This window comes from Embleya sp. NPDC025285, assembly GCF_055558835.1.
In genome coordinates this window covers 44,436-68,899 of sequence record NZ_JBVHLU010000008.1, presented here as the reverse complement: position 1 = coordinate 68,899, position 24,464 = coordinate 44,436, and the positions used below count along the sequence as shown (strand labels likewise).

Below are 24,464 nucleotides of genomic sequence, written 5' to 3'. Positions count from 1 at the left end.
GGCGCCGGCGGCCGAAGTTCCGAACGCGAGGGGCGCCAGGGTCAGGGCCACAGCCCCGATTCCCATGCCGAGCGCGGCCCGCATCCGCAGCAGTGTCCTGTTCATGGTCCCCGTTCCCCGTAGCCGAGCACCGATGATGATGCCGGCCATTCCGCTTTCGTGACCCCTTGTCCGCCAGGTCCACAATTCCTGGGGCCGGGTGCGGTATGGGTGCGGATCGGGTTCAGGCGCGGCGGTCGACGAACGTCTCCAGGCCGTCGAGCAGGAGGCGCAGGCCGAACTCGAACACCGCCTCGCCGTCCTGGGTGAAGCTGTCCTCGGCGAGCGCGGCCAACCTCGGGTAGCGCCCGCTCGTCATCGCCGCGTTCAGCAGGGGAGCCTGCGCGGCCCAGAACTGTTCGTCGCTGACCCCGGTGCGCTGCGCCGCGTGCACGGTGTTGAAATGGGTGCGCGCCATGCCGCTCACATAGCCGCCGTCGATGATCGACAGGACGGTCATCTTCTCCCGGTCGGACAGCGCCGCGTCGCCGATCGCGGCCAGCGTCAGCTCCAGGGCCTCGAGCGAGTTGGGTCCCAGCACCGGCCTCGCCTGATCGACGCCGAGCAGCCACGGGTGGCGGTTGTACATCTGCCAGATGCCGCGCGCGACCTGCTCCAGGGCCCCGCGCCAGCCGAGTTCGGGGGGAAACTCGGCGTCGCCCGGCGCGTTGACCTTGTCGACCATCAGGTCGAGCAGTTCGGCCTTGCCCGGGACGTAGCGGTAGAGCGACATCGTGCCGGACCCGATCTCGGCGGCCACGCGCCGCATCGACACCGCGTCCAGCCCCTCGGCGTCGGCGACGGCGATCGCGGCCGTGACGATCCGGTCCAGGGTCAGCGCCGGTTTGGGGCCTCGGGCCGGTTTCCGGTCCACGCCCCACAACAGTTCGAGGCTGCGTGCGAGATCGCCGCCGCCGGTGTGGTCGGTGCTCGTCATGGTGCCCCCATCGTAGGAGCCCGCCTCGGCACCTCCACTGGTATGCCGATCGCCCGGCGTCCGCGCGCGACCGATCCAAGACAACTGGGTACGCCGTACGCGCAATCGGGTACGGTGTACTCGGTTTGAAGGAGGCCGATGAGCACGTCGATGAGAACACCGACGGAAATGCGGATGGAAACCACGAGCCACGCGGTCCTCGCCGAGGGCCTGACCAAGCGCTACGGCAACACCCACGCGCTCGACGACTTCGACCTGACCGTGCCCCGAGGCACCGTCCAGGGGTTGCTCGGGCCCAACGGCGCGGGCAAGACCACGGCGGTCCGGATCCTGTCCACGCTGCTGCGACCGGACGGCGGCCGGGCCCTGGTCGCGGGCCACGACGTGACCGGCGATCCCCGGCGGGTGCGCCGGCGCATCGGACTGGTCGGTCAGTACGCGGCGGTCGACGAGAAGGTGACCGGGCGGCACAACCTGATCCTGTTCGGCCGCCTGTTCCACCTGGACAAGCGTGGTGCGGCCCGTCGCGCCGACGAACTGCTGGAGCGGTTCGGCCTGGTCGAGGCGGCCGACCGGAGCGTCAAGCAGTACAGCGGCGGCATGCGCCGGCGACTCGACCTGGCCGCGAGCATGATCCTGGCGCCCGACGTGCTCTTCCTGGACGAGCCGACCACCGGACTCGACCCGCGCGGGCGCAACGAGGTCTGGGAGGCGGTGCGCTCGCTGCTCGCGGGCGGTACGGCGGTGCTGCTGACCACGCAATACCTGGACGAGGCGGACAAGTTGGCGGATCGCATCGCGGTGCTCGATCGCGGACGCAAGATCGCCGACGACACCCCGGATCGGCTCAAGCGCGAACTGGGCGGCGACCGGATCGAGATCGTCGCGCGGGACGCGGTCGACCTGCCGCGCGTGGCCGCAGTGGTGGCCCGCGTGGCCGAGTCGGGTGCCGAGCCGGTGCTCGATCCCGAGGATCGGCGGGTGACCGCCCCGGTCGGCGATCGGGTCGCGGCGCTCACCCACGCCGCCCGGGCCTGCCAGGACGAGGGGATCACGATCGAGGACATCGGCGTACGCCGGCCGACCCTGGACGAGGTCTTCCTCGGGCTGACCGGCCACCGCGCGCACGAGCCGGAGCAGGCCGCGAACGAATCCGCGAAGGAGGCGGTGCGTCGATGAGCGCGACCACCGCGGGACCGGTGGAGGCTCCCGAACGCCGGCTGTACTGGGCGATCGCGGACTGTCTGACCGTCGTGCGCAACGAGATGGAGCACATCGCTCGGCAACCGAGCTTGCTGGCCTGGCAGTTGGGCTTCCCGATCGTGTCCGTGCTGCTGTTCGTGTACGTCTTCGGCAGTGCCATGGACGTGGGCGGATCGATCGACTACAAGGACTACGCGCTGCCCGGCATGTTCGCGATGACCATGGCCCAGGGGTTCATGAACACCGCGACGGTCGTCGCGGTCACCCGGCAGCTCGGCGTGATGGACCGGTATCGCTCGATGCCGATGGCGCCCTCGGCGGTGGTCAGCGGGCGCGGGGTGGCCGACGTGCTCGGCGCGAGTCTGGACCTCGCGGTGCTCGCGTCGATCGCGCTCGTCGTCGGATGGCGACCGGACGGCACCCTGTGGGAGATCCTGGCCGCATTCGGGCTGCTGTTGTTGCTGCGGTTCGCGCTGACCTGGGTCGGTATCTACCTGGGGTTGCTGGTGCCCAACGCGGAGGCGGCGGGCAGCCTGTTCGCGGTGGCCCTGCCCTTCGGGATGATCTCCAGCGTCTTCACGCCGCCGTCGATGATGCCGCAGTGGTTGGGCGCGGTGGCGATGTGGAACCCGGTTTCCTCCACCGCGAACACGATCCGCGACCTGTTCGGCAGTCCGGCTCCGCACGGGGGGAGCTGGATCGAGGAACACGCGTTGCCGATGGCGGTGGTCTGGCCGCTGGTGATCACCGCGATCTTCCTGCCGCTCGCGGTGCGCAAGTTCCAGGCCCTCGGCCGCTGATCGACGAGGCCGGCCGCGATCTCCTCGCGGCCGGTCAGGTCGGCGGGGTGGACCGGTCGGCGGGGGCGGGCCGGTCGGTCGGGCGCACGCCCTTCCGATCCCGGCCATAGGTCTACTACGGAACAATCTATTGGCTTACCTATCTTGTTACGCTGGCCGCATGACTACCGAGAGCCTGGCCCCGACCGTGCTGGACATGACCGGCATGTTCGTGCACGCCGGTCACGTGATGAACACCCGAATGGCCGCCGCCCTCGCGGCGATCGACGTCACGCCGCGCAGCTTCTGCGTCCTCTCGCACGCGATCGACCGGGATCTGACCCAGGCCCAGGTGGCCGAGCTCTCCGACCTGGACAAGACCACGATGGTCGTGACCATGGACGAGCTGGAGCGGGCCGGGCTGGCCGAGCGGCGGCCCGCGCCGACCGACCGGCGGGCGCGGATCATCGTGGTCACCGAGGCCGGGCGCGACCTGGTCCGGGCCGGGCGCGGGATCGTCGATGGTGTGCATCACGAGGTGCTGGAGGCGCTGCCCGAGGACGAGCGTGCGGTGTTCGCCTCCGCGCTGGCGCGCCTGGTCGGCGGAGTGCTTGCCAAGCCGGTCGAGTCCGAGGCGACGGTACGGCGGGCGCGGACGTCGAAGCGGTAGGCGCGGGTTGCCTCTCAGGTGGCGGGTGGCGGGTGGCGGGTGGCGGGTGGCGGGTGGCGGGTGGCAGGTGGCGGGTGGCAGGTGGCAGGGCGCGAGCAGCGGACCGCAGGCACGGTCGATCGAGATGAGTCCGTGACAGATGGGTTTCAAAGAGAAGAGTCTGAAAGAGATCGTCTATAACAAAACTATCTGCTAACGTCTCTCCTGTGAGTCGGCCGCCCGCCGACCGGTCGTCCAGGGAGATGAGCAGCATGTCGCGCACGTTCGCCACACCGGAATCGACGGACAGGTCACGCTGGTCGGCGCTCGCGGTGCTGTGTGCCGGGGTGCTGATGGTCGTCCTCGACGGCACGATCGTCACGGTGGCCCTGCCCGCCATCCAGAGCGACCTGGGCTTCTCCCAGTCGGGCCTGGCCTGGGTGGTCAACGCGTACGGAATCGCCTTCGGCGGCCTGCTGCTCCTGGCCGGCCGGCTCGGCGACCTGATCGGGCGGCGCCGGATGTTCATCGCGGGCATGGTCGTCTTCACCGCCGCGTCGCTGCTGTGCGGCGTGGCCACCGGGCCGGAACTGCTGATCGCCGCCCGCTTCCTGCAGGGCATCGGCGGCGCGATGTCCTCGGCCGTGGCGATCGGCATGATCGTCACGCTCTTCCCGGACCCTCGGGAACGGGCCAAGGCGATCGGCGCGTTCAGCTTCGTCGGCGCGGCCGGCGCGTCGATCGGGCTCGTGCTCGGCGGGTTGCTCACCGAGGCGTTCACGTGGCACTGGATCTTCTTCGTCAACGTGCCGATCGGCGTCGCCGCCACCGCGCTCGCGTTCCGCCTGCTGGTCGCCGACCGGGGTCTGGGCCGGTCGGCGGGCGCGGACCTGTGGGGCGCGCTGCTGATCACGTCCGGCCTGATGCTGCTCGTCTACACGATCGTCGAGGCGGACGCGCACGGCTGGGCCTCGGCGCGCACGCTCGGCATGGGCGCGGTGGCACTCCTGCTGATCGCCGGTTTCGTGGTCCGCCAAGCGAAGGCTCGGACGCCGCTGCTGCCGCTGCGGGTGTTCCGGTCGGCGCGGGTGTCCGGGGCCAACGCGATCCAGATGTTGATGGTCGGCGCGCTGTTCGCCTTCCAGTTGATGATCGCGCTCTACCTCCAGCATGTGCTCGGCTACGGCGCGGCCCGGACCGGCGTCGCGATGTTGCCGTCGGCGGTCGTGATCGGGGTCATCACGCTCGGCTACTCGGCGCGGATCAACGCCCGGTTCGGCGAGCGAAACGTCGTGGTCGCGGGCCTGGCCCTGTTGCTGGTCGGGCTGCTGTTCCTGGCCCGGGTGCCGGCGGACGGCGCGTACCTCACCGACGTGTTGCCCGCGATGTTGCTGCTGGCCGGCTTCGGTCTGGCCATCCCGGCGCTCACCACGCTGGGCATGTCCGGGGCCACCGCCGAGGACGCCGGCGTGGTCGGCGGTCTGTTCAACACCACCCAGCAGGTCGGCGGCGCGCTCGGACTGGCCGTACTGAACACGCTCTCCAGCGCCAAGGCGGAACGGCTGGTGGCCGAGGGCACCTCCGCGCCCGAGGCGCTGACCGGGGGGTACACCCTCGCCTTCGGCATCGGCGCCGGTCTGATCGCCGCCGCGATCGTGCTCACCCTGCTGGTGCTGCGCTCGCCGAAGCGGGAGTCGATCGTGGTCACCGACGGCACCGAGGGCACCGAACAGACCGAGGGAACGGGCGGCACGGGAAGCGCGGAGACGGCCCCGGCCGAGCCGACGGCATCCGCACGCTGAACGGAGCCGGTACAAAACCCCACTCCGAACACCCGAAGGCCCCGTGTCGCCACCGCGACCGGGGCCTCGGCGCGACCGCAGCCCGTCGCACCCGCGAGCGGCGCCCGTCAGACTAGACCGCCTCCGGTCGGTTCGCCGTCGCCTCGGCGTAGGCCCGTTGCGCGGCCTCGATCTCGTCGATGTGACTCTCGGACCAGGTCCGGATCTCACTCATCAAGCCGCTCACGCTGGTCCCGAGTTCGGTCAGCGAGTACTCCACCTGGGGCGGCACCGTGGCGTAGACCTTGCGTCGGACCAGGCCGTTGCGTTCGAGGTCGCGCAGGGTCTGGGTGAGCATCTTCTTGGTGATCCCGCCGAGCCGACGGCGCAGTTCCGCGTAGCGCAGCGTCTGCGGGTGGAGGGCGCCGACGACGAGGGCCACCCACTTGTTCGCGATCAGGTCGAGGACCGCCCGGGAGGCGCAGTCGGCGAGATAGACGTCGGCGCCACCGTAAGGGCGCAGGTCGGGAGGGGTATGCATAAGGTACCCAGGTACCAGGAAGGTGCCTTCTTCACAATGGTTACCGGGTCCACGATGCTCTCCGCATGACGAAGAACATGATCACTGTGCATCAGGACACGCTCGGCGGCCCGGAGGTTCTCCGGGTGATCGAGACCGCGATACCCACACCCGGACCGGGTGAGGTACTGGTCGAAGTGCGCGCCGCGGGGGTCAACCCCATCGACACCAAGATCCGCGCCGGCGGAATGTGGCTGACGCCGCCGTTCACGCTCGGGTGGGACGTCTCCGGTGTGGTCGCGGGCGTCGGCGCTGGCGTCTCCCGGCTCACCGTCGGCGACGAGGTCCACGGGATTCCCGGGTTCCCGCAACTTGCCGGTGGATACGCGGAGTTCGTGGTGGCCGCGGAGTCCTCCTTCGCGCTCAAGCCGAGCACGCTCGACCACGTGCAGGCGGCCGCCCTGCCGCTGTCCGCCTCGATCGCGTGGCAGGCCCTGGTCGAGGCGGCGCAGGTGCGACCGGGGCAGCGCGTGCTGATCCACGCGGCGGCGGGCGGCGTCGGGCACCTGGCGGTACAGATCGCCAAGTCCCGGGGCGCGTACGTGATCGGCACGGCGAGCCCGGCCAAGCACGACCTGCTCCGCGAATTGGGCGCGGACGAGGTCGTGGACTACGCCACGACCGACTTCGCGGAGACGGTACGCGACGTCGATGTCGTGTTCGACCTGGTCGGCGGCGAGTACGAGGACCGCTCGCTGCGTACCCTCCGCCCCGGCGGCATCCTGATCAACATCACCAACCCGCCCGCCGCCGCGGCCACCGCGGCCAAGGCCGAGGCGGCCGGCGTCCGCGGCATCACCGTCGACCTGGCGCCGAACCCGGAACGGCTGGCCCTGCTGGCCGAGGCGGTGGACGCGGGCCTGCTGCGCCCGGTCGTCGCCGAGACCTTCCCGCTCGTCGAGGTGGTCAAGGCACACGAACTGGCCGAGACGAACCGCACCGCCGGCAAGATCGTGCTGATCCCCTGAGCCGGCCCGGAAACCCCGTGCCGTCCCGGAAACCCCGTGCCGGCCCGACAACCCCGAGCCGTCCCGGAAACCCGGCCCGCCTCGGAAGACCGAGAGCCCGGCCGGGCGGATCCTCGACACCCCGAGACCGGCACCCCCGCCCCACGACGGCGAAGCCGGGTACCCGTGCCGAACGGCCGGGGGTACCCGGCTTCGACCGGTGTGCGTCCTACTCGGTGATCTCGATCGTGCCCGCCATGCCGGTGCCCACGTGATACATGCAGTTGAAGGTGTACGAGCCGGGTCGGCCGAAGCTCAGCTTGATGTCCTGGGACTTGCCGCCCTCGGACGGCGCGACCGGGGCACCGCCGGGCAGGATCATCTGGTGCGGGGTGATCCCGGTGTCCGCGAGGGTGATCACCAGCGGACCGGTCCGGGCTCGGATCACCGACGGCGAGAAGCGCAGCTTGTCGTCCACCCGCAGCTCGATCCGCTGCACCCCGTCACTGCCCAGGGCCGCGACGCCCTCGGACGCCGCCGCCGTCGCCTCGGCCTCGCTCATGTACGAACCCGGGCCGCCCTCCGCGCCCCAACTTCCGCAGCCGGTAAGCAGCAACGGCAGGGCCGCGGCCCCGACCAGCCATCGACGGCGCATCGGACTCAGCCCTCCAACAGGGATTGACCGACATACCCGCCCGGGGCGCACCCCGGCGGGATCACGAACAGCCCGCTCGCCTCGTGCCGCAGGAACGGGGACAACGCGTCGCCGCGGGCCAGCTTGCGCTGGATCGGCACGAAACCGTCGTCCGGGTCGTGCTGCCACGCCACGAACAGCAGCCCGGCGTCCGGCGCGCCGTCCGTACCGAACCCGTCGTGGTAGGAGTAGCCGCGCCGCAACATCGTCGAACCGCGGTTGAACTCCGGTGCCGCGACGCGCATGTGGGCGTTCGCGGTGATCACCAACTCGCCGTCGGCACCCCGCTTGCCGAAGTCCGCGGCGCTGTGCTCGCCGCCGCCGGACAGCGGCGCGCCGGTGTCCTTGGTCCGGCCGATCACCCGCTCCTGATGCGCCTTGTCCAGGCCGTCCCACGCGTCCAGCAACATCCGGATCCGGCGGAAGACCACGTAGGTACCACCGGTCAGCCAGCCCTGATCGGGCCCGGCCGCGGCGGTGACGAAGATCTTCTCGTCGAACTTCGGGTCGGCCGGCTTCGGATTGTTGGTGCCGTCGATCTGGCCCATCAGGTTCCGGTGCGTCATCGGCTTGGCGGTGGCACCCGGCGACCGGGCGAAGCCGTTCATCTGCCAACGGATCCGGGCCACGCCCTTGGCCAGCCGCTGCAGCGTGCGGACCGCGCCGAAGGTGACCAGCCCGTCGTCCGCGCACACCTGGACGAACAGATCGCCGTCGCCGCGGGCCGGATCCAGCGCGTCGTCCGGGAACGGCGGCAGCGGCTTGAGCGCGGCGGGCCGCCGTGCGGCCAGGCCCACCTTGTCGAACAGGCCGGCGCCGAAGCCGAAGGTGACCGTCAACGAGCAGGCCCCGGCGTCCGCCGCGACCCGGTCGTCGTCCGCCACCGGCCGGCCCGAGGTCAGCCGTGCGGCCGCGTCCGACCAGCGCCGCATCAGCGCGGCGACGGCGGCACGGTCCGCGCCCGGTTCCAGGTCCCAGCCCAGGAAGACGGCCTTGGCCTGGGCCGGGGTGGTGATGCCGGCCTGGGTCTTGCCGTGGAAGGGCACGCTGGTCGAGCCGACGTGGGCCAGCGTCGGGCCGGAGGCGGTCGAGTCGTCCGCGAACGCGACCGCGCCGCCGGTCGCGCCGACCACCAGGCCGCCCGCGCCGGCCGCTCCCGCGACACCGACGAACCGGCGGCGCGAGACGGCCGAATCGGCGCTCGCTCGATCGGAGGATTCAGGGCTGCTCATCACGTCGTCCCTCGCAGGTTCCACCGGCTCGTGCGCGCCGTTCGCGTCGCGCTCGCCGTTTGTCACACACACCGCTTCCGCGGCTCCGGCGGTCGCCGCCACCGGGTTCGGTCCCCGTCGCACCACCACGACCAGCGCGAGCGCCGCGCCGAGGCCGGCGCCGAGCACCAGCACGGTCAGCGCCCGGTCCAGCGCCAGCCCGCCCACGAACGGCGACGACGAGCGCCACAACACCGGCAGGTCGTACCCGGCCACCCGCAGAGCCAGCACGCCGAGCGCCGGCGCGGCCAACCACGCGCCGCCCACCCGGCCCCGGACCAGCAGCGCCGCGCCCGCGAACGCCACCGCCCCGGAAAGCAGTTGGAGCAGATTGCCGGCGAAGAACGCGCCCGCCCAGGCGCCGAACCCGCCGGCCCGGGCCGCCGCGACCAGGGCCAGGTGCAGCACGCTCGCCGCCGCGACCACGCCCGCGAGCACGCCGTACCCGAGCAGTGCCCGGCGGCGGACCGGCGGCAGCCACACCACCGCGAACACCAGCACCGCGAGCCCGATCGAGCCGAGGATGCCCGGCCACGGACTGGGCCCGGGCAACCAGCGCAGTTCGCCGGTCGCGGCCAGCTCGCGTTCGCCGATCCGCATCGGCACGGTCCAGGTGGAGATCCGCTGCGCGCGATCCGGATCGGCCATCACCCGCGGTGGCAGCCGCTGTTGCACGATCCAGTGCACGCGCTGGTCGTACCAGCGGGCCACCGGCTCGGCGGAGATCCGGTGCCACTGCGGCGCGCCGGTCGGTTGCAGGTTCGACTTCTCGTCGACCGAGCCCCACCGCTCGCTGCTCAACTGCACGGCGGGGGACTGGCGGTTCTCGAACACCCCGCCGCGGCCGATCCGCAGGAACGGCTCGCTCATGTAGCCGAGCACGACCACGTCCTGCGGACCGGTGTTGCGCACCTCCATCCGCGCACCGTTCTCGATCACCTTGACCGTCAGGCCCGGGTCGAGCTCGCTCGGCGAGGTCATCACGGTGTGGAAGTTGCTCGGCCCCTGACCGGACAACTCCTGCGCGAACGCGCTGCCCGCCGGGGCCAGGCAGACCAGCACCCCGACGAACAGCAGCACGAGGCGGCGTACGTGCCTCACTTGACCTCCACGGGCACCGTCACGGTGATCCGGTCGACATCGGAGGTTCGGATCGAGAAGGACAACTCCCAGCGGCCCGCCATCGGCAGCGACAGATCGCCGAGCCAATGCCCGGGACCACCCCGGCGCACCTGGACGTCCGCTCCGTCGATGCCCTTGCCCGGCAGCGCCATCGACACCGTCAACTCGGCGACGTCCCGGATCTGCCCGATCGGATCGGAGAAGTAGATGTGCAGCTCGTTGGGGCCGACCCGGGCCGGATCGACCGTGACGTCGAGCTTGCCCTTGCCCGCGGCGCCCCCGGCGTCGAACGGGACGCTGCGGCTGACCGGGCCCGCCGCCTCGGATTGTTTGCGCTCGTGCGCGGTGCGGCCCGGTTCGGTGTCGGTGAGCACCGTGGTGACGCCGAGCACCGCGATCGCCAGTGCCGCCTCGATCGCGACGGCCTTGCGCAGCACGGCCCACTTCGGCTTCCCGGCGGTGCTCTTGCCGATGGGGGACTTCCCGGCCGCCGCCAACTGTCGCATCAGCCAGCGCCGGGAGACCCAGGCGCCGGCCAGCATGAGCAGCACCAGGTCGACCTTGAAGACCAGCAGCAGGCCGAACGTGGTGTCGAACAGCGCGGCGAAGGAACCCACCTGACGCCAGCTCGCGTACAGCCCCGTCGCCACCAGGACGCAGACCGAGACGAACGCGGTCCGGGAGAAGATCCGCACCGTCGGCACGTCCAGGCCCGCCTCCGGCGCCGGCTCGCCCGGCCGCACGATCAGCGTGACCACGATCGCGAGCCCGCCCAGCCAGGTGGACATCGCGAGCAGGTGCAGCGTGTCCGCGGCCATCGCCACTTCCACCTGGCGGCCCACCGACGCGTGGTCGGCGATCGGCCAGGTGATCGCGATCGCGGTGCACAACACCGCCCAGACGCCGGCCAGTACGTGCCGGGTGCGGTCGGCCGCGTGCGCGAGCGAGGCGATCAGCCAGCCGAGCAGTGCGCCGGCCGCGCCCAGCAGCAGCACCCGGGCCGCGATCGCCTTGCCCAGCTTGGTGTCCAGCGTCGCGCGCAGCACGTCCGCGTCGAACGCCGAGGACAGGCCCAGACCGGACGCGTTCGGACCGTGCAGCATCAGCACCGCGAGCGAGGACAACAGCAGCCCGCCCCAGGCGCCGGACAGCAGCAGCCAGACCCGGAACCGGCCGACCGCGGCGGGTCGGGCGATCAGCAGGAACAGCACCGCGCCGCCGAGCACCGCGAAGGACAGGTAGGCGACCCCGGTCGAGGCCCGCTCCAGCACGTCGGTCGCGGTGGAGCCCTGGTCGGTCAGGTCGGAGACCCGGACACCACCGGAGGCTTGGCCGATGTTGAAGGTGAACGCGCCGGAGATCGGGTGCGAGTCGGCCGAGACCGCACGCCAGGCGACCGTGTAGGTACCGGTCGGCAGGCCGCCCCGGAGCGGGGTGACCACGCTGGTGTCGCCGTCCGGACCGTGCTTGGCCTGGTTGTTGTCCACCCGGGTGCCGCTCGGGTCGAACACCTTGACCCCGCCGAGCCCGATCTCCACGCCCTCGCTGAACCGGAGCGTGACCGTCGCGGGCGCGCTCGTCAGCGTCGAGCCGGACGCCGGGTTGGACGACTGGAGGACGGCGTGCGCGGACGCGGACCCGGCCCCGCCGAGCACGAGCGCGGCGAGCAGCAGTGGCAGCGCGAGCAGCCACGCGAGCGCGCGGCGGCCCACCCCGCCGGCGGCTCGGGCCGGGGACGGGGGCGGTGCCGGGACGGCGGCCGGGCGGCCGGCCGGGTCAGTGACCCGCATGGCCCGGTTGTTCGGCCGAGGGCGCGACCGCCGCGGGCGCGGCCGACGAGGCGGCCGGTGCCGGCGTGGTCGAGCCCGGTGTGGTCGACCCGGGCGACCCCGCTGCCGGGGCGTCTCCGGGACGTTCGGTCACCCCGAGCACGGGCACCTGTACGGTGACCGGCCCGGTCTGCTGGAAGGTCAGCGTGAGCGGCACGGTGTCGCCCTTCTTCACGGCCTTGTTCGGGTTCATGAACATGATGTGGGCGCCGCCGCGCGCCAGCACGCCCTTGCCGTGCGCGGGCACGTCCAGACCCGGGATGTGTCGCATCGAGTTGCCGCTGGTCTGGTGCAGCATCACCTCGCCGGACAGCGGGCTGGCCACCGAGAGCAGCCGGTCGGCGGTGTCGCCGTCGTTCTGCACGATCAGGTAGCCCGCCGCGACGTCCGTCGACGAGGGCTGCGGGATGTACGGGTCGACGATGCGCAACTTCGGCGTGCCCTCGGCGGCGCCCGCGTTCGCCGGCGCGGCGGCCTCGCGGTCGGCCGAGTCGGAGGACCCGGAGTCGGCGCAGGCCACCAGCACACCGCCGATCCCGAGCGCGAGCACGCCGCCGACGGCGAGTGGTACGGCCTTGCGGGGGAGGGGGAAGAGCTTCACTTCTTGGCGTCCTCGGGGTGGATCAGCAGCGGCAGGTCGTGGGCGAAGTCGTCGGAGGAGTTCCCGTTCGGGGTGCCGTCCGGCAGCAGTCCGCTGCTCGCGCTGTACATGACCGGCCCCTCGTTGTTGGGGGCGAAGGCGATCACCTGGGTGCCGTGGGTGCTCACCACCTTGCCGTCCGGGCCGGTGGTCGGCGGCTCGATGGAGACCCCGACCTGGCGTGCGGCGGCCTGGATCCTGTCGAACGGGCCGGTCAGGCCGACGAAGGACTTGTCCAGCGAGTCGAGCCACTCGCGCAGCGCCGCCTGGGTGTCGCGTTCCGGGTCGGTGGTCACGAACACCACGTCCACGGTGGCCCGGTCCGGCGCGGGCAGCTTGCCCAGCGCGCGCACGATGTCGCCCATGACCGTGGGGCACGCGTCCGGGCAGTGCGTGTAGCCGAAGTACAGCAGCGTGGTACGCCCGGCGGTCTTCGCCCGGAAGTCGTACGGCTGCCCGGAGGTGTCGGTCAGGGTGAGTTCCGGCTTGCTCCACGGCGGGTCGACGGCGATGCCCTTGTACTTCGAGTTCGCCTCGCGCACCTTCACCGGCGCACCGTTGTCGGACTTGTCGGAGTCACCGCACCCCGTGGCCAGGAGCAGCCCGGCCGCGACCAGCGCGGCGAGGCGGAGGCCGGTACGGCGGCCCCGGACCGGGGACTGCGTTGCGTTGCTCATCGTTCTCCAGGTCGTTGCTGCCGAGGGCTCGTGGCCGACGTGTTCGGCGTCGGCGCGGGCCCGGTGGCCCGGGCGGCCGGCACCGATCGATGCGGTGCCGGCGCCCGGGCCGGGAAGTTCACCCCGAGACCGTGGTGCGAGACCTCGGTCCGGGCGGGCCGAGGATCAGGCGGAGGTGCCCCGACGCGACGCGCGCAGGACGGCGAACACGCCGGCGCCCAGACCCAGCACGCCGACCACGATGCCGACCACGCCGAGCGTGCGGGCCGTCGAGTCGTCGCTCTTGTCCTCGGCGACCGCGGCGACGGACGCCTTGGCGTCGGTCGAGGGCTTGGCCGAGGCGGCGGGCGCTGTGGTTCCGGCACCCGCCTTGGCGGTGAGCTTGAGCGTCGGCGCGGGGTACTGCGGCTCCTTGCCGTCCGCGCCGGCCAGGTCGATCCAGCGCACGACCTCGCCGCTGTCGTAGGTCTGCACGGCCTTGAAGACGAGCTTGTCGGTGTCGGTGGGCAGCTTGCCCATGGACACCTCGAAGTCCTCGAACGTGCCCGGGTTCACCCGGGTGCCGGCGTCCGCGGTCCAGGTGATCTTGGAGACCACCTCGGTCAGCGGCTTGCCGTGGTTGTCGATCGGCGTGGTCAGCTTGGTCTTCTCGACCTCGGCCTTCCAGCCCGCCATCGCCCGGGTCTGCACCGACGTGAGCGGCTTGTCGGCGGGCAGGGTGATCTCGAGCTTGGTGGTCCCCGCGTCGTCGCGCTCGTTGGGGACCCGGAAGGCGACCTTGGCGTACGAGCCCTGCTCGGCGGTGCCGGGTTGCACCGTCACGTGCGCGGAGGCCGAGCCGGCGAAGACGAGGATGCCGGCGCCGGCCGAGGCGGCTATCACGGACAGCCGGCGGCGCGTGGTGGTCATGGTCATGGGGTGTCTGCTCCATGGGTGATCCGGCCGAGGGCGCACAGAGGCGGCCTCGGTCCGGGAGGGGACGGCAGGAGGGCGGACGCGCGCCACCGCCGATCCGACACCCGGTCGAGAGCGGATCAGCAGGCGAGCGCGTACTCCGCCGGCGGGCCGCGCCGGGTCACCGCGTGCCGAAGCAGCGTCCGGTGTGTCGTCGGGTCCGGCGCCGAGCCGGTCCGCCGGATGCCGCCCGGGGTCTCGACCACCGGGACGACCAGGCCGAAGAGCACCGCCAGCACCAACCGCAGCGGCGCCGCGGCCAGGCCGAGCAGGGCGAACAGCGCGGCCTCGCCGCGCCGCAGCCACCAGCCGGTGAGCAGGGCCGCCGCGAGGTGCGCGCACACCATGCCCGCGCCGCCGTCGAACAGCAGCGGGCCCGAGCCGCCCATGTGGTGGTGCCCGGCCGGCGGGTCCTGCGGGAACAGCGTCGGGTCCACCCGGGCGTTGCGGATGATCTCCTCGGGCGTCCAGCCGTTGGGCAGCAGGATGTGCCCGGTGGAGTCGCGCGGACCGCACAGCAGTCGATCCAGCAGGGTGCTCGACCCCGAGCCGCCGGCCGCGGCCGAACGGCCGGGCGTCGCGGCGTTCGCCGCCGCGGCGGCGAACAGGGTGTGCAGCGCGAGTTGGGCCGCCGCGAGCAGCGTGGTGATCGCGGCGAAGGAGCGCTGTCGCCCGGCTCCGGCGAAGGCCGAGACGAACACCGCGGCGAAGCCGGCGACGGGCGCCCACAGCGGCAGCGGCTCGGTCGACATCCACGCGTGACCGCATGCCGCGAGCGCGGCGCAGACCGCCGCGAAGACGGCGGCGCGCACGGCGCGGAAAGGTACGGACACGGCCTGCATGACGCCCCATCGTCTCATCGCGCGCGGGCCCGTCGTGCCCGGGGCCGGGAATGGCCGATGATCATGGCCGGCGACCCGGCACCGGCGGGGCGAGCACATGATGTCCCCACGATGCGGCCGAACGAATCGTCTTTACGGGGTATTGACGACCGATCAAGTGATGTGCGCATACAGGGAGCAAGCGGCGGCAATAAAACCGGGTGTGTGATCCGCCGGATACAGCCGGACTCCCAGAGATGTCGAAAGGCCGCTCATGGACATGAGGTGGACTGTCCACCTGCCACGGGATACGGCGAGCGTGCCGATGGCGCGCCGGCTATTGGTCGGTGCGATGGAGACGGCGGGGGTGGATCGCGAGATCGCGATGGAGATCGGCCTCGCGTTGTCCGAGGCGTGCGCGAATGTGGTCGAGCACGCCCGGGGCGGGCCGTATTCGGAATACCAGATTCGCGCGGGCATCACCGGTGACTGTTGTCGGGTCGAGATCATCGACGGCGGCCCGGGCTTTCCGATGGATCGGCTGCGCGGCTCGACGGTGAACGTCGGCCCGGGCGCGGAGAACGGTCGCGGGTTGATGCTGATCCGGGCGATGACCGATCACGTGCAACTGAGCAACCACCCCCGGCGCGGTGCGGTGCTGCGTTTCGAGAAGACGTTGCGCTGGCGCAAGGACGCGTTGGTACCGGTCTCCTAGCCGGTCCGCGGGCGGCCCGGCGTCCGCCGCCAACTGCCTTGCCGGACGCGGTCGTTCCGGTGCAGGTTACGATCGGGGCAGTGGACCGGGCCGAGGTAAGGGAATTGCTCGACCGCGTCGCAGCCGGGGAGGCGGGCGTGGACGAGGCGCTCGACGACCTCGTGCGCGGGCCGACCGCGGGCTTCGCCGACCTGGGTTTCGCCCGGGTGGACACCCACCGGGCACTGCGCACCGGTGATCCCGAGGTGGTCTTCGCGGCCGGAAAGACCCCCGAACAGACCGTCGCGCTCTTCCGCCGGTTGCGCGAGGCGGGCGGGCGGCCCGCGTTCGCCACCCGCGCCTCGGCCGCCGTGGTGGACGCGGTGCGCACGGCGTTCCCCGGCGAGGCGTACACCGACGACAGCGGCACGTGTGTCGCGGTGGGCACGCCGCCTACCCCGCGCGGCCTGGTCCGGGTGGTCTCGGCGGGCACCTCGGACGCGGCGGTGGCGGGCGAGGCGGCGTTCACCGCGCGCCTGTTCGGCGCGGACGTGGAGCGGATCGAGGACGTGGGCGTGGCCGGCATCCATCGGCTGCTCGCGGTACACGCCGAACTCGACGCGGCGGACTGTCTGATCGTGGTCGCGGGCATGGAAGGCGCGTTGCCCAGCGTGGTGGCGGGCCTGGTGTCGGTGCCGGTGCTCGCGGTGCCCACCAGCGTGGGCTACGGGGCGTCCTTCGGCGGGCTCGCGGCGCTGCTGGCGATGCTCAACTCGTGCGCGCCCGGGGTCGCGGTGGTCAACATCGACAACGGCTTCGGTGCGGGCGTGTTCGCGGCCCGGGTGGCGCGGTCGGTCGGGGCGGCGCGGAGCGCCGAGACCCGGTAGTCACGAACGCCGAAGCACACGGGAAAACGCAAGAAAACGGTCGCTTTCGGTCGCTTCGTCGGTTTCCCGGCGGGACCCGCGATCGGCTGCGACAGTGGCCGCGACGGGAGGTATACGCTTGGCAATCGCATGGTTCCAGTGCCAGGCCGGTGCGAGCGGCGACATGCTGCTCGGGGCCCTGATCGACGCCGGCGCCCCGCTGGAGGCCGTCCAGCAAGCCGTCGACGCGGTGGGCGTCGAACCGATCCTGATCACCGCCGAACGCACCGACCGACACGGGATCGCCGCGACCCACGCCCGGGTCAAGACCGTGCACAGCCACGTGCACCGCACCTGGAACGACGTCCGCGACCTGCTCGATCGCGCCGACTTGGCGGAACCCGTGCACGCCCGCGCGCACGACGTGTTCGGTCGGCTCGCGCACGCCGAGGCCCGCGCGCACCGATGTCTGCCCGAGGAGGTGCACTTCCACGAGGTCGGCGCGTTGGACGCGATCGCCGACGTGGTCGGCACGTGTACCGCGCTGCACGCGCTGGGCGTCGAGGACGCGGTCGGCTCGCCGGTCGCGCTCGGCAACGGCAGCGTGCGGGCCGCGCACGGCGTGCTGCCGGTGCCGGTCCCGGCCGTGCTCGAACTGATGCGGGTGGCCGCCGCGCCGGTCTACGCGGGCCCGGCCCCGTACGAGATGTGCACCCCCACCGGCGCGGCCCTGCTCACGGCGGTGTGCCGGAGTTGGGGGCCGATGCCGGCCCTGCGGATCACCGCGGCCGGGACCGGCGCGGGCAGCCGGCGGGTCGAGGAGGTGCCCAACGTCCTGCGGGTCGTGCTCGGCGAACGGCACGAGGCGGAGCGCGTGCACCCGACCGGCGAGGACGTGCTGATCGAGACCAACGTGGACGATCTCGACCCGCGGCTGTGGCCGGCGGTGCTCGGCAAGCTCCTCGCGATCGGCGCGGGCGACGCGTGGCTGGTGCCCATTCTGATGAAGAAGGGGCGTCCCGCCCACACGCTGTGCGTCCTGGTCCCGGCGGACCGGGTGGACGCGGCGCTGCACACGGTGTTCCTGGAGACCTCGACGATAGGGGCGCGGATCGTTCCGGTGGCCAAGCGGGCGCTGGCCCGCGAGTTCGGCACGGTACGGGTGGAGGGCCTGCCGGTGCGGGTCAAGACCGCGATGTTCGAGGGCAGGGTGGTCAACGCCCAGCCGGAGTACGAGGACGTGGCCGCCGCGGCCGCGTCGCTGGGCCGACCGGTGAAGGTGGTGATGGGCGCCGCGACCGCGGCGGCGTACGCGGCGGGCCTGCTGCCCTGAACGTGCGGGCGCGCGCGGGCGCATAGCCTTGGGCGAGCATCCGTCCCCGTGTAGGCCGTGTACGTCGAGGAGCAGGCACCCGTGATCGCACGTCCCCTCCGGCTGCTGCTCGCCGTGCTCACGGCGGTGCTCGTGCTCTCGGCGCTGCCCGGGTCGGCCGGCGCCGCACCCGCTCGTCCGGCCGCCGCCGACCATGTCGTCCTGCTCGGGATACCCGGCCTGACCTGGGCCGACATCGACGCCACCGGCACCCCGGGGCTGGCCGCGCAGGCCGGGCACGCGACCTCGGCGGCGATGTCGGTGCGCACCGTGCACCCGCGCGCGTGCCCGGTCGACGGGTGGCTCACCACCGGCTCGGGTGCCCGCTCGACGGATGCCCGGACCAGTGCCAGGAGCGCCGAGCCGTGTGCCGAGCCGCTGCCGCCGACCCTGGCCCCGGACGGCTCGGCGACGGTGCCGAACATGCGCGCGATCGTCAAGCGCAACGACTCGTTCGGCTACAACCCCGGGTACGGGCAACTCGCCGCCTCGGTCGCCGAGCACGGCCGGGTGGTCACCTCGGTCGGCCCCGGCGCGGCCTACGCGAGCGCCGACCCGACCGGCCGGGTGCGCGGCACCTACCTGCCGGACCCGAACGCCGTGGACACCGCGCTGATCGAACGCTCCGCGCTGACCCTGATCGACCTCGGCGGCCTGACCGGACCCGGCGTCGACCGCGCGGAGCGGCTGCGGGCGGTGGACGCGCAGGTGGCCCGGATCGGCGCCGCGCTGCCGCCGCGCACGCAACTCGTGGTGGCCGGCCTCGCCGACGACACCGGAACCCCGCACCTGCGCGCGCTGATGGCGAGCGGGCCGGGCACCGCGACGGACACGACCTTCTCCTCCGGCTACCTGACCGCGACCTCGACCCGCGACGACGGTCTGGTCCAACTCACCGACCTGGCCCCCAGCCTGCTCGCGCCGCTGGGCATCGACGCGCCGAGCGACCTGGTCGGCGCGGTCTACACCCGGGCGCCCGGCCCCTCCGGGAGCACCGCGATCGACGAGTTGCGCCTGTTCGACGTGGGCGCGCAGGCATCGCGCACGGTGCGCGAGGTCTGGTACTTCTTCACCTGGCTCACCCTGCTGCCGATCGTGCTCGCGGCGCTCGCGCTGTGGCTCGCCGTGCGGTTCGGCCGCGGTGGCCGGACCCGGGCCCGGCGCGCGGTGATACGCGCGGCGACCGGGATCGGGGTGTTCTTCGGTGCCGTTCCCGGCGGATCGTTCCTGGTCGGCCTGGTCCCGTGGGAGCAGGCCGGCGACCCGGCCCGGGCGCTGCTCGGGCTCACCGTGGTGTTCGCCGCCGTGCTCGCGGCAGTGGCCCTGCTCGGCCCCTGGCGACGGCACCCCTACGGCCCGGCCGGCGTGGTCGCCGCGGCGACCGCCGTGATCCTGGCCGGTGACGTCATGGCCGGCTCACCGCTGCAACTGAACACCCTGTTCGGCCTGTCCCCGCTGGTCGCGGGCCGGTTCTACGGCTTCGGCAACGTCGCCTGGACGATTTTCGCGATGGCCGTCCTGCTCGCCGTCGCGTGGCCCACGGGCCGGCTGCTCGCGGCCGAGCGGCGGCGGGCGGCGGTCGCGGTGCTCGCGGCGGTGGGCACGGTCGCGGTGGTGGCCGACGGCTGGCCCGCGTTCGGCAGCGACTTCGGTGGCGTGCTCGCGCTGATCCCGGGCCTGGCGGTGCTCGGCCTGCTGCTCACCGGCACCCGGATCTCGTGGGCCAAGGTCGGCCTGGTCGGCCTGGGCGCGGTCGTGGTGATCGGCACCATCGCCGTGCTGGACTGGCGGCGCCCGGCGGCGAGCCGCTCGCACCTGGGCCGGTTCGTCCAGGAAATCGTCGACGGCGACGCCGGCGACACGCTGCACCGCAAGATCATGGGCAACCTGCACTCGTTCACCACGCCGTTCACGCTGATCATCCCGGTCGTGTTCGTGCTGCTCGTGCTCGCCCTGCGCGATCCCGCGAAGTGGCGGGCGCCCGCCCTGGCACGGTCCTTCGCGGCCGTGCCATGGCTGCGTTCGACGCTGCTCGCGTGCTGGTTGACCGCGGTGGTCGGCTACGCGGTGAACGACTCCGGCATCCAGATCCCGGCGGTCGCGCTCACCATCGCGGCGCCGCTGGCGATCGCGGTGATCGCAGCCGCGGAGGCCCGCCCGCACGCCGGCTGACCAGCACCACCGCGACCAGGATCGCCGCGCCCGCCCACGGGCCGACGGTGCCGCGCAGGGTGCGCTGGAGGGTGTCCACCGCGTCCGGCAGCGGAACCACCCGGCCGGGAATGTACGCGCACACCAGGAGCGTGCTGCGGGCCAGCAGCAGCCCGTCGAGCGCGGACGGCGCGAGCAGTGCGAGCGGTGCCCAGGCCGCGACGTCGTACCAGGGCAGGCTGTACGGCGTGGTCAGCAGCCAGGCCAGGGACAACAGCGCGGCCGCGGCGGCGCTGTCGCGCGTCACGTGGGCCATCGCTGCGGGCCGGGCCCGGGCGGCGGTGCGCGCCAGCAACCACACCACCACCGCGGCCAGCAGCCAGCCGAACAGGCCGATCACCGTGCGGGCGGCGTCATGCCCCAGGGCCGACTCCAGCGGCCCCAGCACCAGCCGCAGCGGCACCGCGAGCGAAACCAGCCTGGTGTTCTCGCGCATCTGATCGAACGCGCCGAGGCCTACCGGCAGATAGGTGGCGATCCCGACCAGCAGCGCCGACCCGATCAGCGCGGCCAGCGCGCGCGGGCGACCGCGCAGGCCCCAGGCCAGTGCCAACACGTACAGGCCCAGCGAGATCTTCGCCGCGCAGGCCAGACCGACCAGGACGCCCGCGAGCGCGGGGGAGCGGCGCACCGCGAGCAGCGCGCCGACCGCGAACACCAGCGCGAACGCGTCCAGGTGGCCCGCGTTGACCGCCACGAACAGCAGCAGCGGATTGAGCGACCACAGGATCGCCACCCGGGCCCGGGCGCCCCGGTCCGGGCCGGCCGCACGCTGGAGCAGCAATCCGGTCAGCACGAACGCGGCCGCCCCGAGCAGGGTCAGCACCAGCACGGTCGTGTGCACCGAGGTCCCGCCGATCCGGGCCGCGAGCCACTGCTCGGCGGTCGCCACCGGCCCGTACACGGACGGTGTGTCCGTCCACGGCGCCTCGACCGCCACGCCGACCGGATCCCCGTCCCGCACCAGCGTCGCGGCGGTGTCCCGGTAGGGGTCGCCACCGGTGGCCGCCAGCCGGCCGTACGCGGCGTACACGAGGTGGTCGGCCGAGCCCATCGGCGGCACGCACACCATTGCGAGCGCGGCGACCGCCCCGGCGAGGGTGAGCCGGCCCGGATCCGGTGTCCAGCCCCGGCGCAGCTCGCGCATCGCCACACCCAGCCCGAGCGCGCCCGACAGCGCCGCCGCGAGCAGCAGAGCGGTCACCACACCGGCGCCGGGCCGGACGTCGAGATGGTAGGGCGGCAGCCACGACGGCCCGCCCGGCACCGGTGGCTGCGCGGCCGAGGGCCCCAGCAGCCCGGTCAGCAGGAGCAGCGCGATCGCCAGTGCCGTCAGGCCGAGCGCGACACACCCAAACGGGTGTTCCACGTGAAACATCGACGAGCGACGCTCCGCGCCGGGCCGTGCCGTCACCGGTTCAGCCACGACCGCGGATCGCCCCCGGCAACGCCCCGGCCGCGCCGCGCTCGGCCAACGCCCGGGCCACGTGCGCGTACTGCCGGGCGCGATGGCGCTGCGCGGCGAAGTCGGTTCCGGTCACCCGGTGGTGCAGTTCGACCTCGACCTCCTCGACCGCGAACCCCTCGCGGACCAGGTCGATGGTCAGTCCGGTCTCGACGCCGAAGCCGGCCGCGAGCGGCAGCGCCGCCTCGAACGCCTCGCGGGTCAGGCAGCGCTGGCCGGAAAGCGGCTGGGTCGCGGTGAACCCGCAGGCCCGGGCGATCCCGTCCCGGGCGGCCCGGACGACGAACCCGCGCCCGCCGCCGGCCCGCAGTTGCGGCGGCAACACCGCGATGGTCATCGCCGCCGCGCCGGCCCGGACCGGGGCGATCAGCGGTGCCGCGGCGGCGGCCGTACGCTCTAGGTCGGCGTCCAGAAACAGCAGGTGACGCGGCTGCTCCCGGCCCTCGCGCACGTCGATCGCGGCGACCACGGCCGCCCCGGTCTCCATCGCCGCGGCCTTGCCGCGATTGCGCCCGTGCCGGGCGAGCACGGCGCCCGCGGCGCGCGCCGCCGTACCGGTGTCGTCGGTGGAACCGTCGTCCACCACCACCACGAGGTCCACGCCGCCGATCGATCGTGCTGCCTCGACCGTGGCCGAGATTCGCTGTGCCTCGTCGTATGCCGGGATCACCACGGCCGTGTCGCCGGTCGGTGTGCCGGTCGTGTGCTCCGCCATGGCGTGATCCTACGAGCCGACCCGAATGCCGGCCGGTTCCACCCGTCCTGCCCAACGCCGCGGCGCGGCGGCGTGAAGGTCACGGGCGATGGGGGTACAACGGAAGAGAGCCACATCGCGGGTATGCTCCAGGACCCTGTGATCGCGGTCTCGTGATATCTGCGGAACCTCCGAGGGCCGGCCGTTCGTCGTCCTCGGTGAGGAGTGCTGGAATAGGCGCGGCGTCGCATCGGACGCGGTGCCGGGCCAGGCAGAGACCAACAGACCCAACCGCAGCGCAAACCGCAGCAATGGATGGCACAACGGTCCGCTCGGGAGCCCCCATCTCCCGCCCGAGGCCCGATCCGCGAGGGCAACACCCGTACCGGGCGCCGTAATTCGCCACCCCTGCGCCACCTCGCGCCATGTGCCGCCAAGCGGCCTCCTCGTGGTCGGCTGCGGAGTACCTGAGTATCACGCATAGTGCTTCCACGTTCACGGAAAGGAACGAGCGCATGCTGCGCGAGATCCTCGGAAGACGACGGAGGGAACGCACCGCATTGATGTCGGCCGTGCTGACGTGTGCGAGATGGCGCTGGCCCGTGGTTCCCGGCGTCGGATACGACCGCTGGTCGGGCGTGTGTCGTTGTGGTGCGACCGATTGTCGCGTGCCGGGCGCCCATCCGGGTGAACCTCCCCTGCTCGCGGCCACATGTGACGAGCGCATGGCGCGCTGGTGGTGGCAGCAGACCCCGGACGCGTCGGTGATCCTGGCGACGGGTGGGCGGGTGGCGGCGTTGAGTGTGCCGTCGGAAGCCGGTGCCCGCTCGCTCGACCAACTCGCCCGGCTCGGTGTGCGTACCGGTCCGGTCGTCGCCGCGCCGGGCCGCTACGCGTTCCTGGTTGAGCCATACGAGTTGGGCGAACTGGGTGAGTTGCTGGACCGATACGGCCTCGATCGGTACGGCACGGTGCCTTCCACCCTGCGCTTTCACGGCGACGGCGGCTACCTCGCGCTGCCGCCGTCCCGAGTGCAGGGCGGCCTGTTGCGCTGGGCCCGGCCACCGGCTCCCTCCGGGGATCCGACGGCCGGTGGACCATGGTTGCCGGCCGTGGCCGACCTGGTCCGCACGCTCGTGGACACCTGCCAACACGCCGGGCCCAGAGCCTGATCGAAAGCGCGCCGTCACGCGATGCGGTGATCGTTGTGGCGTAACCGCAACATGTGGTGATCGCTGCACGTCGTGGCGGCGCGATAGGCTCGGCGCGCCGATCATTCCGGCCCCGTTCCGCACCCGGATCCCCATCGTTGGGGAGCGTGTGGAGGGGGGCTTTGCGCGCTAGGAGACACCATGCAGCGCCCACGCACGGGTCACGTCCGCACGGTGGCTCTGGGCGCGGTCGTGGGTCTGTGCCTGATCGTCCCGCTCGCCGCCGCCTCCGCGGACTCGGCGGGCCCGGACAAGGGCCGCCACACCGCCGACTCGGGGCCGACCACCCGCCCGAGCGCCGCCAAGGCGGCCGAGTTCGGCAATGGTGTCGGCGATCGTGATCGGGCCGGTTCGGCCGGGCTGCTGGAGTTGATCGGTGGCAAGCCCACCGCGAAGTCCTCGGCCACGGCCGGTACTTTGCCGGTCGTGGGCACGGAAAGCGTGTGCGGCAAGGCGGTCGACGGCCCCCAGGGGGTGCGCGCGCAGACCTGCGTCGAGCGCGACGGCTCGGAGGCATGGGGGCGGGTCTACTACCGAAACCCCACGCCCGACCCGCTGTTGCTGGTGATGAGCGTTCTCCAGCCGGGCGGCAACACGCTGCGGGTGACCTGCACCGTCGAACCCAAGGACACCGAGGGTCGCTGCGACAGTCCGCGCGTGCGTGTGCCCAAGGACGTCCAGGGCTGGTCCGCAGTCGCCGAACTGGCTTCCAAGGACGGCTCGACCAAGCTGCTCCGTTCGGGATCGGCCACCACGCAGCGCTGACTTCGGCCCGGGAAAGCCGCCGCGTCCGGCGATCGACGCATACGGACAATTCGATGCTCGGTGGTGAAAAAAGCCCTCGGGACAAAATCGGGAAAAGACCCCGGAAAAGTGAGAGGCCCGGCCGCTGAAGACGGGGGATGCATCAGCGACCGAGCTGTCTCAAAGGTAACAACAAGCCGGCCGATCTCCAATCCGGGGCCGTTCATCGACCGATCGCGACCGATCCCGCACGCCCGTTGTCGGGCGTGCGGGCGATTTTTGTC

The 24,464-nt window shown here is 72.6% G+C and carries 22 protein-coding genes; 11 read left to right on the top strand and 11 right to left on the bottom strand.

Translation table 11 applies throughout. The features are described 5' to 3' along the window. Positions 1-223: 223 nt before the first annotated feature. Positions 224-976: a TetR/AcrR family transcriptional regulator gene (locus ACZ4FV_RS07370; RefSeq protein ID WP_402234705.1), complete on the bottom strand. Its 753-nt coding sequence runs from the start codon at positions 974-976 to the stop codon at positions 224-226. Between the two features lie 174 nt (positions 977-1,150). On the opposite strand from ACZ4FV_RS07370, the gene ACZ4FV_RS07365 reads away from it, so the two are divergent. The 4 genes from ACZ4FV_RS07365 (at position 1,151) to ACZ4FV_RS07350 (ending at position 5,409) form a co-directional block, all read left to right on the top strand. After that, on the top strand, positions 1,151-2,155 hold the full coding sequence (locus ACZ4FV_RS07365) for an ATP-binding cassette domain-containing protein (protein ID WP_465322101.1): 1,005 nt from the start codon (positions 1,151-1,153) through the stop codon (positions 2,153-2,155). Then, positions 2,152-2,979, top strand: a complete 828-nt coding sequence (locus tag ACZ4FV_RS07360) for an ABC transporter permease (protein WP_465322100.1) — start codon at positions 2,152-2,154, stop codon at positions 2,977-2,979. The genes ACZ4FV_RS07365 and ACZ4FV_RS07360 overlap by 4 nt, the downstream gene beginning before the upstream one ends. Before the next feature lie 160 nt (positions 2,980-3,139). Next, positions 3,140-3,628, top strand: a complete 489-nt coding sequence (locus tag ACZ4FV_RS07355) for a MarR family winged helix-turn-helix transcriptional regulator (protein ID WP_395867607.1) — start codon at positions 3,140-3,142, stop codon at positions 3,626-3,628. 251 nt (positions 3,629-3,879) lie between these two features. Next, positions 3,880-5,409, top strand: coding sequence for a DHA2 family efflux MFS transporter permease subunit (locus ACZ4FV_RS07350; RefSeq protein ID WP_465322098.1), 1,530 nt, complete (start codon positions 3,880-3,882; stop codon positions 5,407-5,409). A gap of 112 nt (positions 5,410-5,521) precedes the next feature. On the opposite strand, the gene ACZ4FV_RS07345 is transcribed toward ACZ4FV_RS07350, so the two are convergent. Then, positions 5,522-5,929 carry a winged helix-turn-helix transcriptional regulator gene (locus ACZ4FV_RS07345; protein ID WP_395867603.1) on the bottom strand — a complete coding sequence of 136 codons (408 nt, stop codon included), beginning with the start codon at positions 5,927-5,929 and terminating at the stop codon, positions 5,522-5,524. 65 nt (positions 5,930-5,994) lie between these two features. Here ACZ4FV_RS07345 and ACZ4FV_RS07340 point away from each other — a divergent pair, with 65 nt between their 5' ends. Then, positions 5,995-6,936, top strand: a complete 942-nt coding sequence (locus ACZ4FV_RS07340; protein WP_465322096.1) for an NADP-dependent oxidoreductase — start codon at positions 5,995-5,997, stop codon at positions 6,934-6,936. A gap of 208 nt (positions 6,937-7,144) precedes the next feature. On the opposite strand, the gene ACZ4FV_RS07335 is transcribed toward ACZ4FV_RS07340, so the two are convergent. From ACZ4FV_RS07335 to ACZ4FV_RS07305, 7 genes are all read right to left on the bottom strand, one after another. After that, complete coding sequence (locus ACZ4FV_RS07335) at positions 7,145-7,570, bottom strand: cupredoxin domain-containing protein (RefSeq protein WP_395867599.1); 426 nt, start codon at positions 7,568-7,570, stop codon at positions 7,145-7,147. 5 nt (positions 7,571-7,575) lie between these two features. After that, complete coding sequence (gene efeB / locus ACZ4FV_RS07330) at positions 7,576-9,981, bottom strand: iron uptake transporter deferrochelatase/peroxidase subunit (RefSeq protein WP_395867597.1); 2,406 nt, start codon at positions 9,979-9,981, stop codon at positions 7,576-7,578. Beyond that, entirely contained in the window at positions 9,978-11,792 is a 1,815-nt protein-coding gene (locus ACZ4FV_RS07325; RefSeq protein ID WP_395867595.1) for a copper resistance CopC/CopD family protein, read from the bottom strand. The genes efeB and ACZ4FV_RS07325 overlap by 4 nt, the downstream gene beginning before the upstream one ends. Beyond that, a complete protein-coding gene (locus ACZ4FV_RS07320; protein WP_402234688.1) occupies positions 11,779-12,432 on the bottom strand; it encodes a copper chaperone PCu(A)C in 654 nt (217 codons plus the stop codon). The genes ACZ4FV_RS07325 and ACZ4FV_RS07320 overlap by 14 nt, the downstream gene beginning before the upstream one ends. Further along, positions 12,429-13,148 carry an SCO family protein gene (locus ACZ4FV_RS07315; RefSeq protein ID WP_395867592.1) on the bottom strand — a complete coding sequence of 240 codons (720 nt, stop codon included), beginning with the start codon at positions 13,146-13,148 and terminating at the stop codon, positions 12,429-12,431. The genes ACZ4FV_RS07320 and ACZ4FV_RS07315 overlap by 4 nt, the downstream gene beginning before the upstream one ends. 165 nt (positions 13,149-13,313) lie before the next feature. Beyond that, complete coding sequence (locus ACZ4FV_RS07310; RefSeq protein WP_402234685.1) at positions 13,314-14,063, bottom strand: YcnI family copper-binding membrane protein; 750 nt, start codon at positions 14,061-14,063, stop codon at positions 13,314-13,316. A 119-nt stretch (positions 14,064-14,182) separates the two neighbouring features. After that, positions 14,183-14,935, bottom strand: a complete 753-nt coding sequence (locus tag ACZ4FV_RS07305; RefSeq protein ID WP_395867587.1) for a hypothetical protein — start codon at positions 14,933-14,935, stop codon at positions 14,183-14,185. 262 nt (positions 14,936-15,197) lie between these two features. Here ACZ4FV_RS07305 and ACZ4FV_RS07300 point away from each other — a divergent pair, with 262 nt between their 5' ends. The 4 genes from ACZ4FV_RS07300 to ACZ4FV_RS07285 all read left to right on the top strand — a co-directional run bounded on the left by ACZ4FV_RS07300 (position 15,198) and on the right by ACZ4FV_RS07285 (position 20,027). Beyond that, complete coding sequence (locus ACZ4FV_RS07300) at positions 15,198-15,638, top strand: ATP-binding protein (RefSeq protein WP_395867585.1); 441 nt, start codon at positions 15,198-15,200, stop codon at positions 15,636-15,638. Positions 15,639-15,718: 80 nt separating this feature from the next. After that, positions 15,719-16,504 (top strand): nickel pincer cofactor biosynthesis protein LarB, encoded by a 786-nt coding sequence (larB, locus tag ACZ4FV_RS07295; protein ID WP_395867583.1) that lies wholly within the window; start codon positions 15,719-15,721, stop codon positions 16,502-16,504. A gap of 118 nt (positions 16,505-16,622) precedes the next feature. Continuing rightward, positions 16,623-17,816, top strand: a complete 1,194-nt coding sequence (gene larC, locus ACZ4FV_RS07290) for a nickel pincer cofactor biosynthesis protein LarC (RefSeq protein WP_395867581.1) — start codon at positions 16,623-16,625, stop codon at positions 17,814-17,816. A gap of 81 nt (positions 17,817-17,897) precedes the next feature. Then, positions 17,898-20,027, top strand: a complete 2,130-nt coding sequence (locus ACZ4FV_RS07285; protein WP_465322092.1) for a hypothetical protein — start codon at positions 17,898-17,900, stop codon at positions 20,025-20,027. Here the strand turns inward: ACZ4FV_RS07285 and ACZ4FV_RS07280 are convergent. Together ACZ4FV_RS07280 and ACZ4FV_RS07275 are read right to left on the bottom strand one after the other, a co-directional pair. Next, a complete protein-coding gene (locus tag ACZ4FV_RS07280; protein WP_465322091.1) occupies positions 19,960-21,435 on the bottom strand; it encodes an MptA/MptB family glycosyltransferase in 1,476 nt (491 codons plus the stop codon). The two genes, ACZ4FV_RS07285 and ACZ4FV_RS07280, sit on opposite strands and share 68 nt — an antisense overlap. A 49-nt stretch (positions 21,436-21,484) precedes the next feature. Further along, positions 21,485-22,246, bottom strand: coding sequence for a glycosyltransferase (locus tag ACZ4FV_RS07275; RefSeq protein WP_395867576.1), 762 nt, complete (start codon positions 22,244-22,246; stop codon positions 21,485-21,487). Between the two features lie 404 nt (positions 22,247-22,650). Between ACZ4FV_RS07275 and ACZ4FV_RS07270 the strand changes: the two genes are divergently transcribed. Both ACZ4FV_RS07270 and ACZ4FV_RS07265 read left to right on the top strand, forming a co-directional pair. Beyond that, positions 22,651-23,397, top strand: a complete 747-nt coding sequence (locus ACZ4FV_RS07270; RefSeq protein WP_395867574.1) for a bifunctional DNA primase/polymerase — start codon at positions 22,651-22,653, stop codon at positions 23,395-23,397. Positions 23,398-23,577: 180 nt separating this feature from the next. Further along, positions 23,578-24,201 (top strand): hypothetical protein, encoded by a 624-nt coding sequence (locus ACZ4FV_RS07265; protein ID WP_465322089.1) that lies wholly within the window; start codon positions 23,578-23,580, stop codon positions 24,199-24,201. The last annotated feature ends 263 nt before the right edge of the window (positions 24,202-24,464 follow it).

What these genes read in the sequence shown, in the direction of transcription:
- ACZ4FV_RS07370 (WP_402234705.1), bottom strand. Translation starts at nt 976, where the DNA reads ATGACGAGCACCGACCACACCGGCGGCGGCGATCTCGCACGCAGCCTC.
- ACZ4FV_RS07365 (WP_465322101.1), top strand. Translation starts at nt 1,151, where the DNA reads ATGGAAACCACGAGCCACGCGGTCCTCGCCGAGGGCCTGACCAAGCGC.
- ACZ4FV_RS07360 (WP_465322100.1), top strand. Translation starts at nt 2,152, where the DNA reads ATGAGCGCGACCACCGCGGGACCGGTGGAGGCTCCCGAACGCCGGCTG.
- ACZ4FV_RS07355 (WP_395867607.1), top strand. Translation starts at nt 3,140, where the DNA reads ATGACTACCGAGAGCCTGGCCCCGACCGTGCTGGACATGACCGGCATG.
- ACZ4FV_RS07350 (WP_465322098.1), top strand. Translation starts at nt 3,880, where the DNA reads ATGTCGCGCACGTTCGCCACACCGGAATCGACGGACAGGTCACGCTGG.
- ACZ4FV_RS07345 (WP_395867603.1), bottom strand. Translation starts at nt 5,929, where the DNA reads ATGCATACCCCTCCCGACCTGCGCCCTTACGGTGGCGCCGACGTCTAT.
- ACZ4FV_RS07340 (WP_465322096.1), top strand. Translation starts at nt 5,995, where the DNA reads ATGACGAAGAACATGATCACTGTGCATCAGGACACGCTCGGCGGCCCG.
- ACZ4FV_RS07335 (WP_395867599.1), bottom strand. Translation starts at nt 7,570, where the DNA reads ATGCGCCGTCGATGGCTGGTCGGGGCCGCGGCCCTGCCGTTGCTGCTT.
- ACZ4FV_RS07325 (WP_395867595.1), bottom strand. Translation starts at nt 11,792, where the DNA reads ATGCGGGTCACTGACCCGGCCGGCCGCCCGGCCGCCGTCCCGGCACCG.
- ACZ4FV_RS07315 (WP_395867592.1), bottom strand. Translation starts at nt 13,148, where the DNA reads ATGAGCAACGCAACGCAGTCCCCGGTCCGGGGCCGCCGTACCGGCCTC.
- ACZ4FV_RS07310 (WP_402234685.1), bottom strand. Translation starts at nt 14,063, where the DNA reads ATGACCATGACCACCACGCGCCGCCGGCTGTCCGTGATAGCCGCCTCG.
- ACZ4FV_RS07300 (WP_395867585.1), top strand. Translation starts at nt 15,198, where the DNA reads ATGGACATGAGGTGGACTGTCCACCTGCCACGGGATACGGCGAGCGTG.
- ACZ4FV_RS07275 (WP_395867576.1), bottom strand. Translation starts at nt 22,246, where the DNA reads ATGGCGGAGCACACGACCGGCACACCGACCGGCGACACGGCCGTGGTG.
- ACZ4FV_RS07270 (WP_395867574.1), top strand. Translation starts at nt 22,651, where the DNA reads ATGTGCCGCCAAGCGGCCTCCTCGTGGTCGGCTGCGGAGTACCTGAGT.
- ACZ4FV_RS07265 (WP_465322089.1), top strand. Translation starts at nt 23,578, where the DNA reads ATGCAGCGCCCACGCACGGGTCACGTCCGCACGGTGGCTCTGGGCGCG.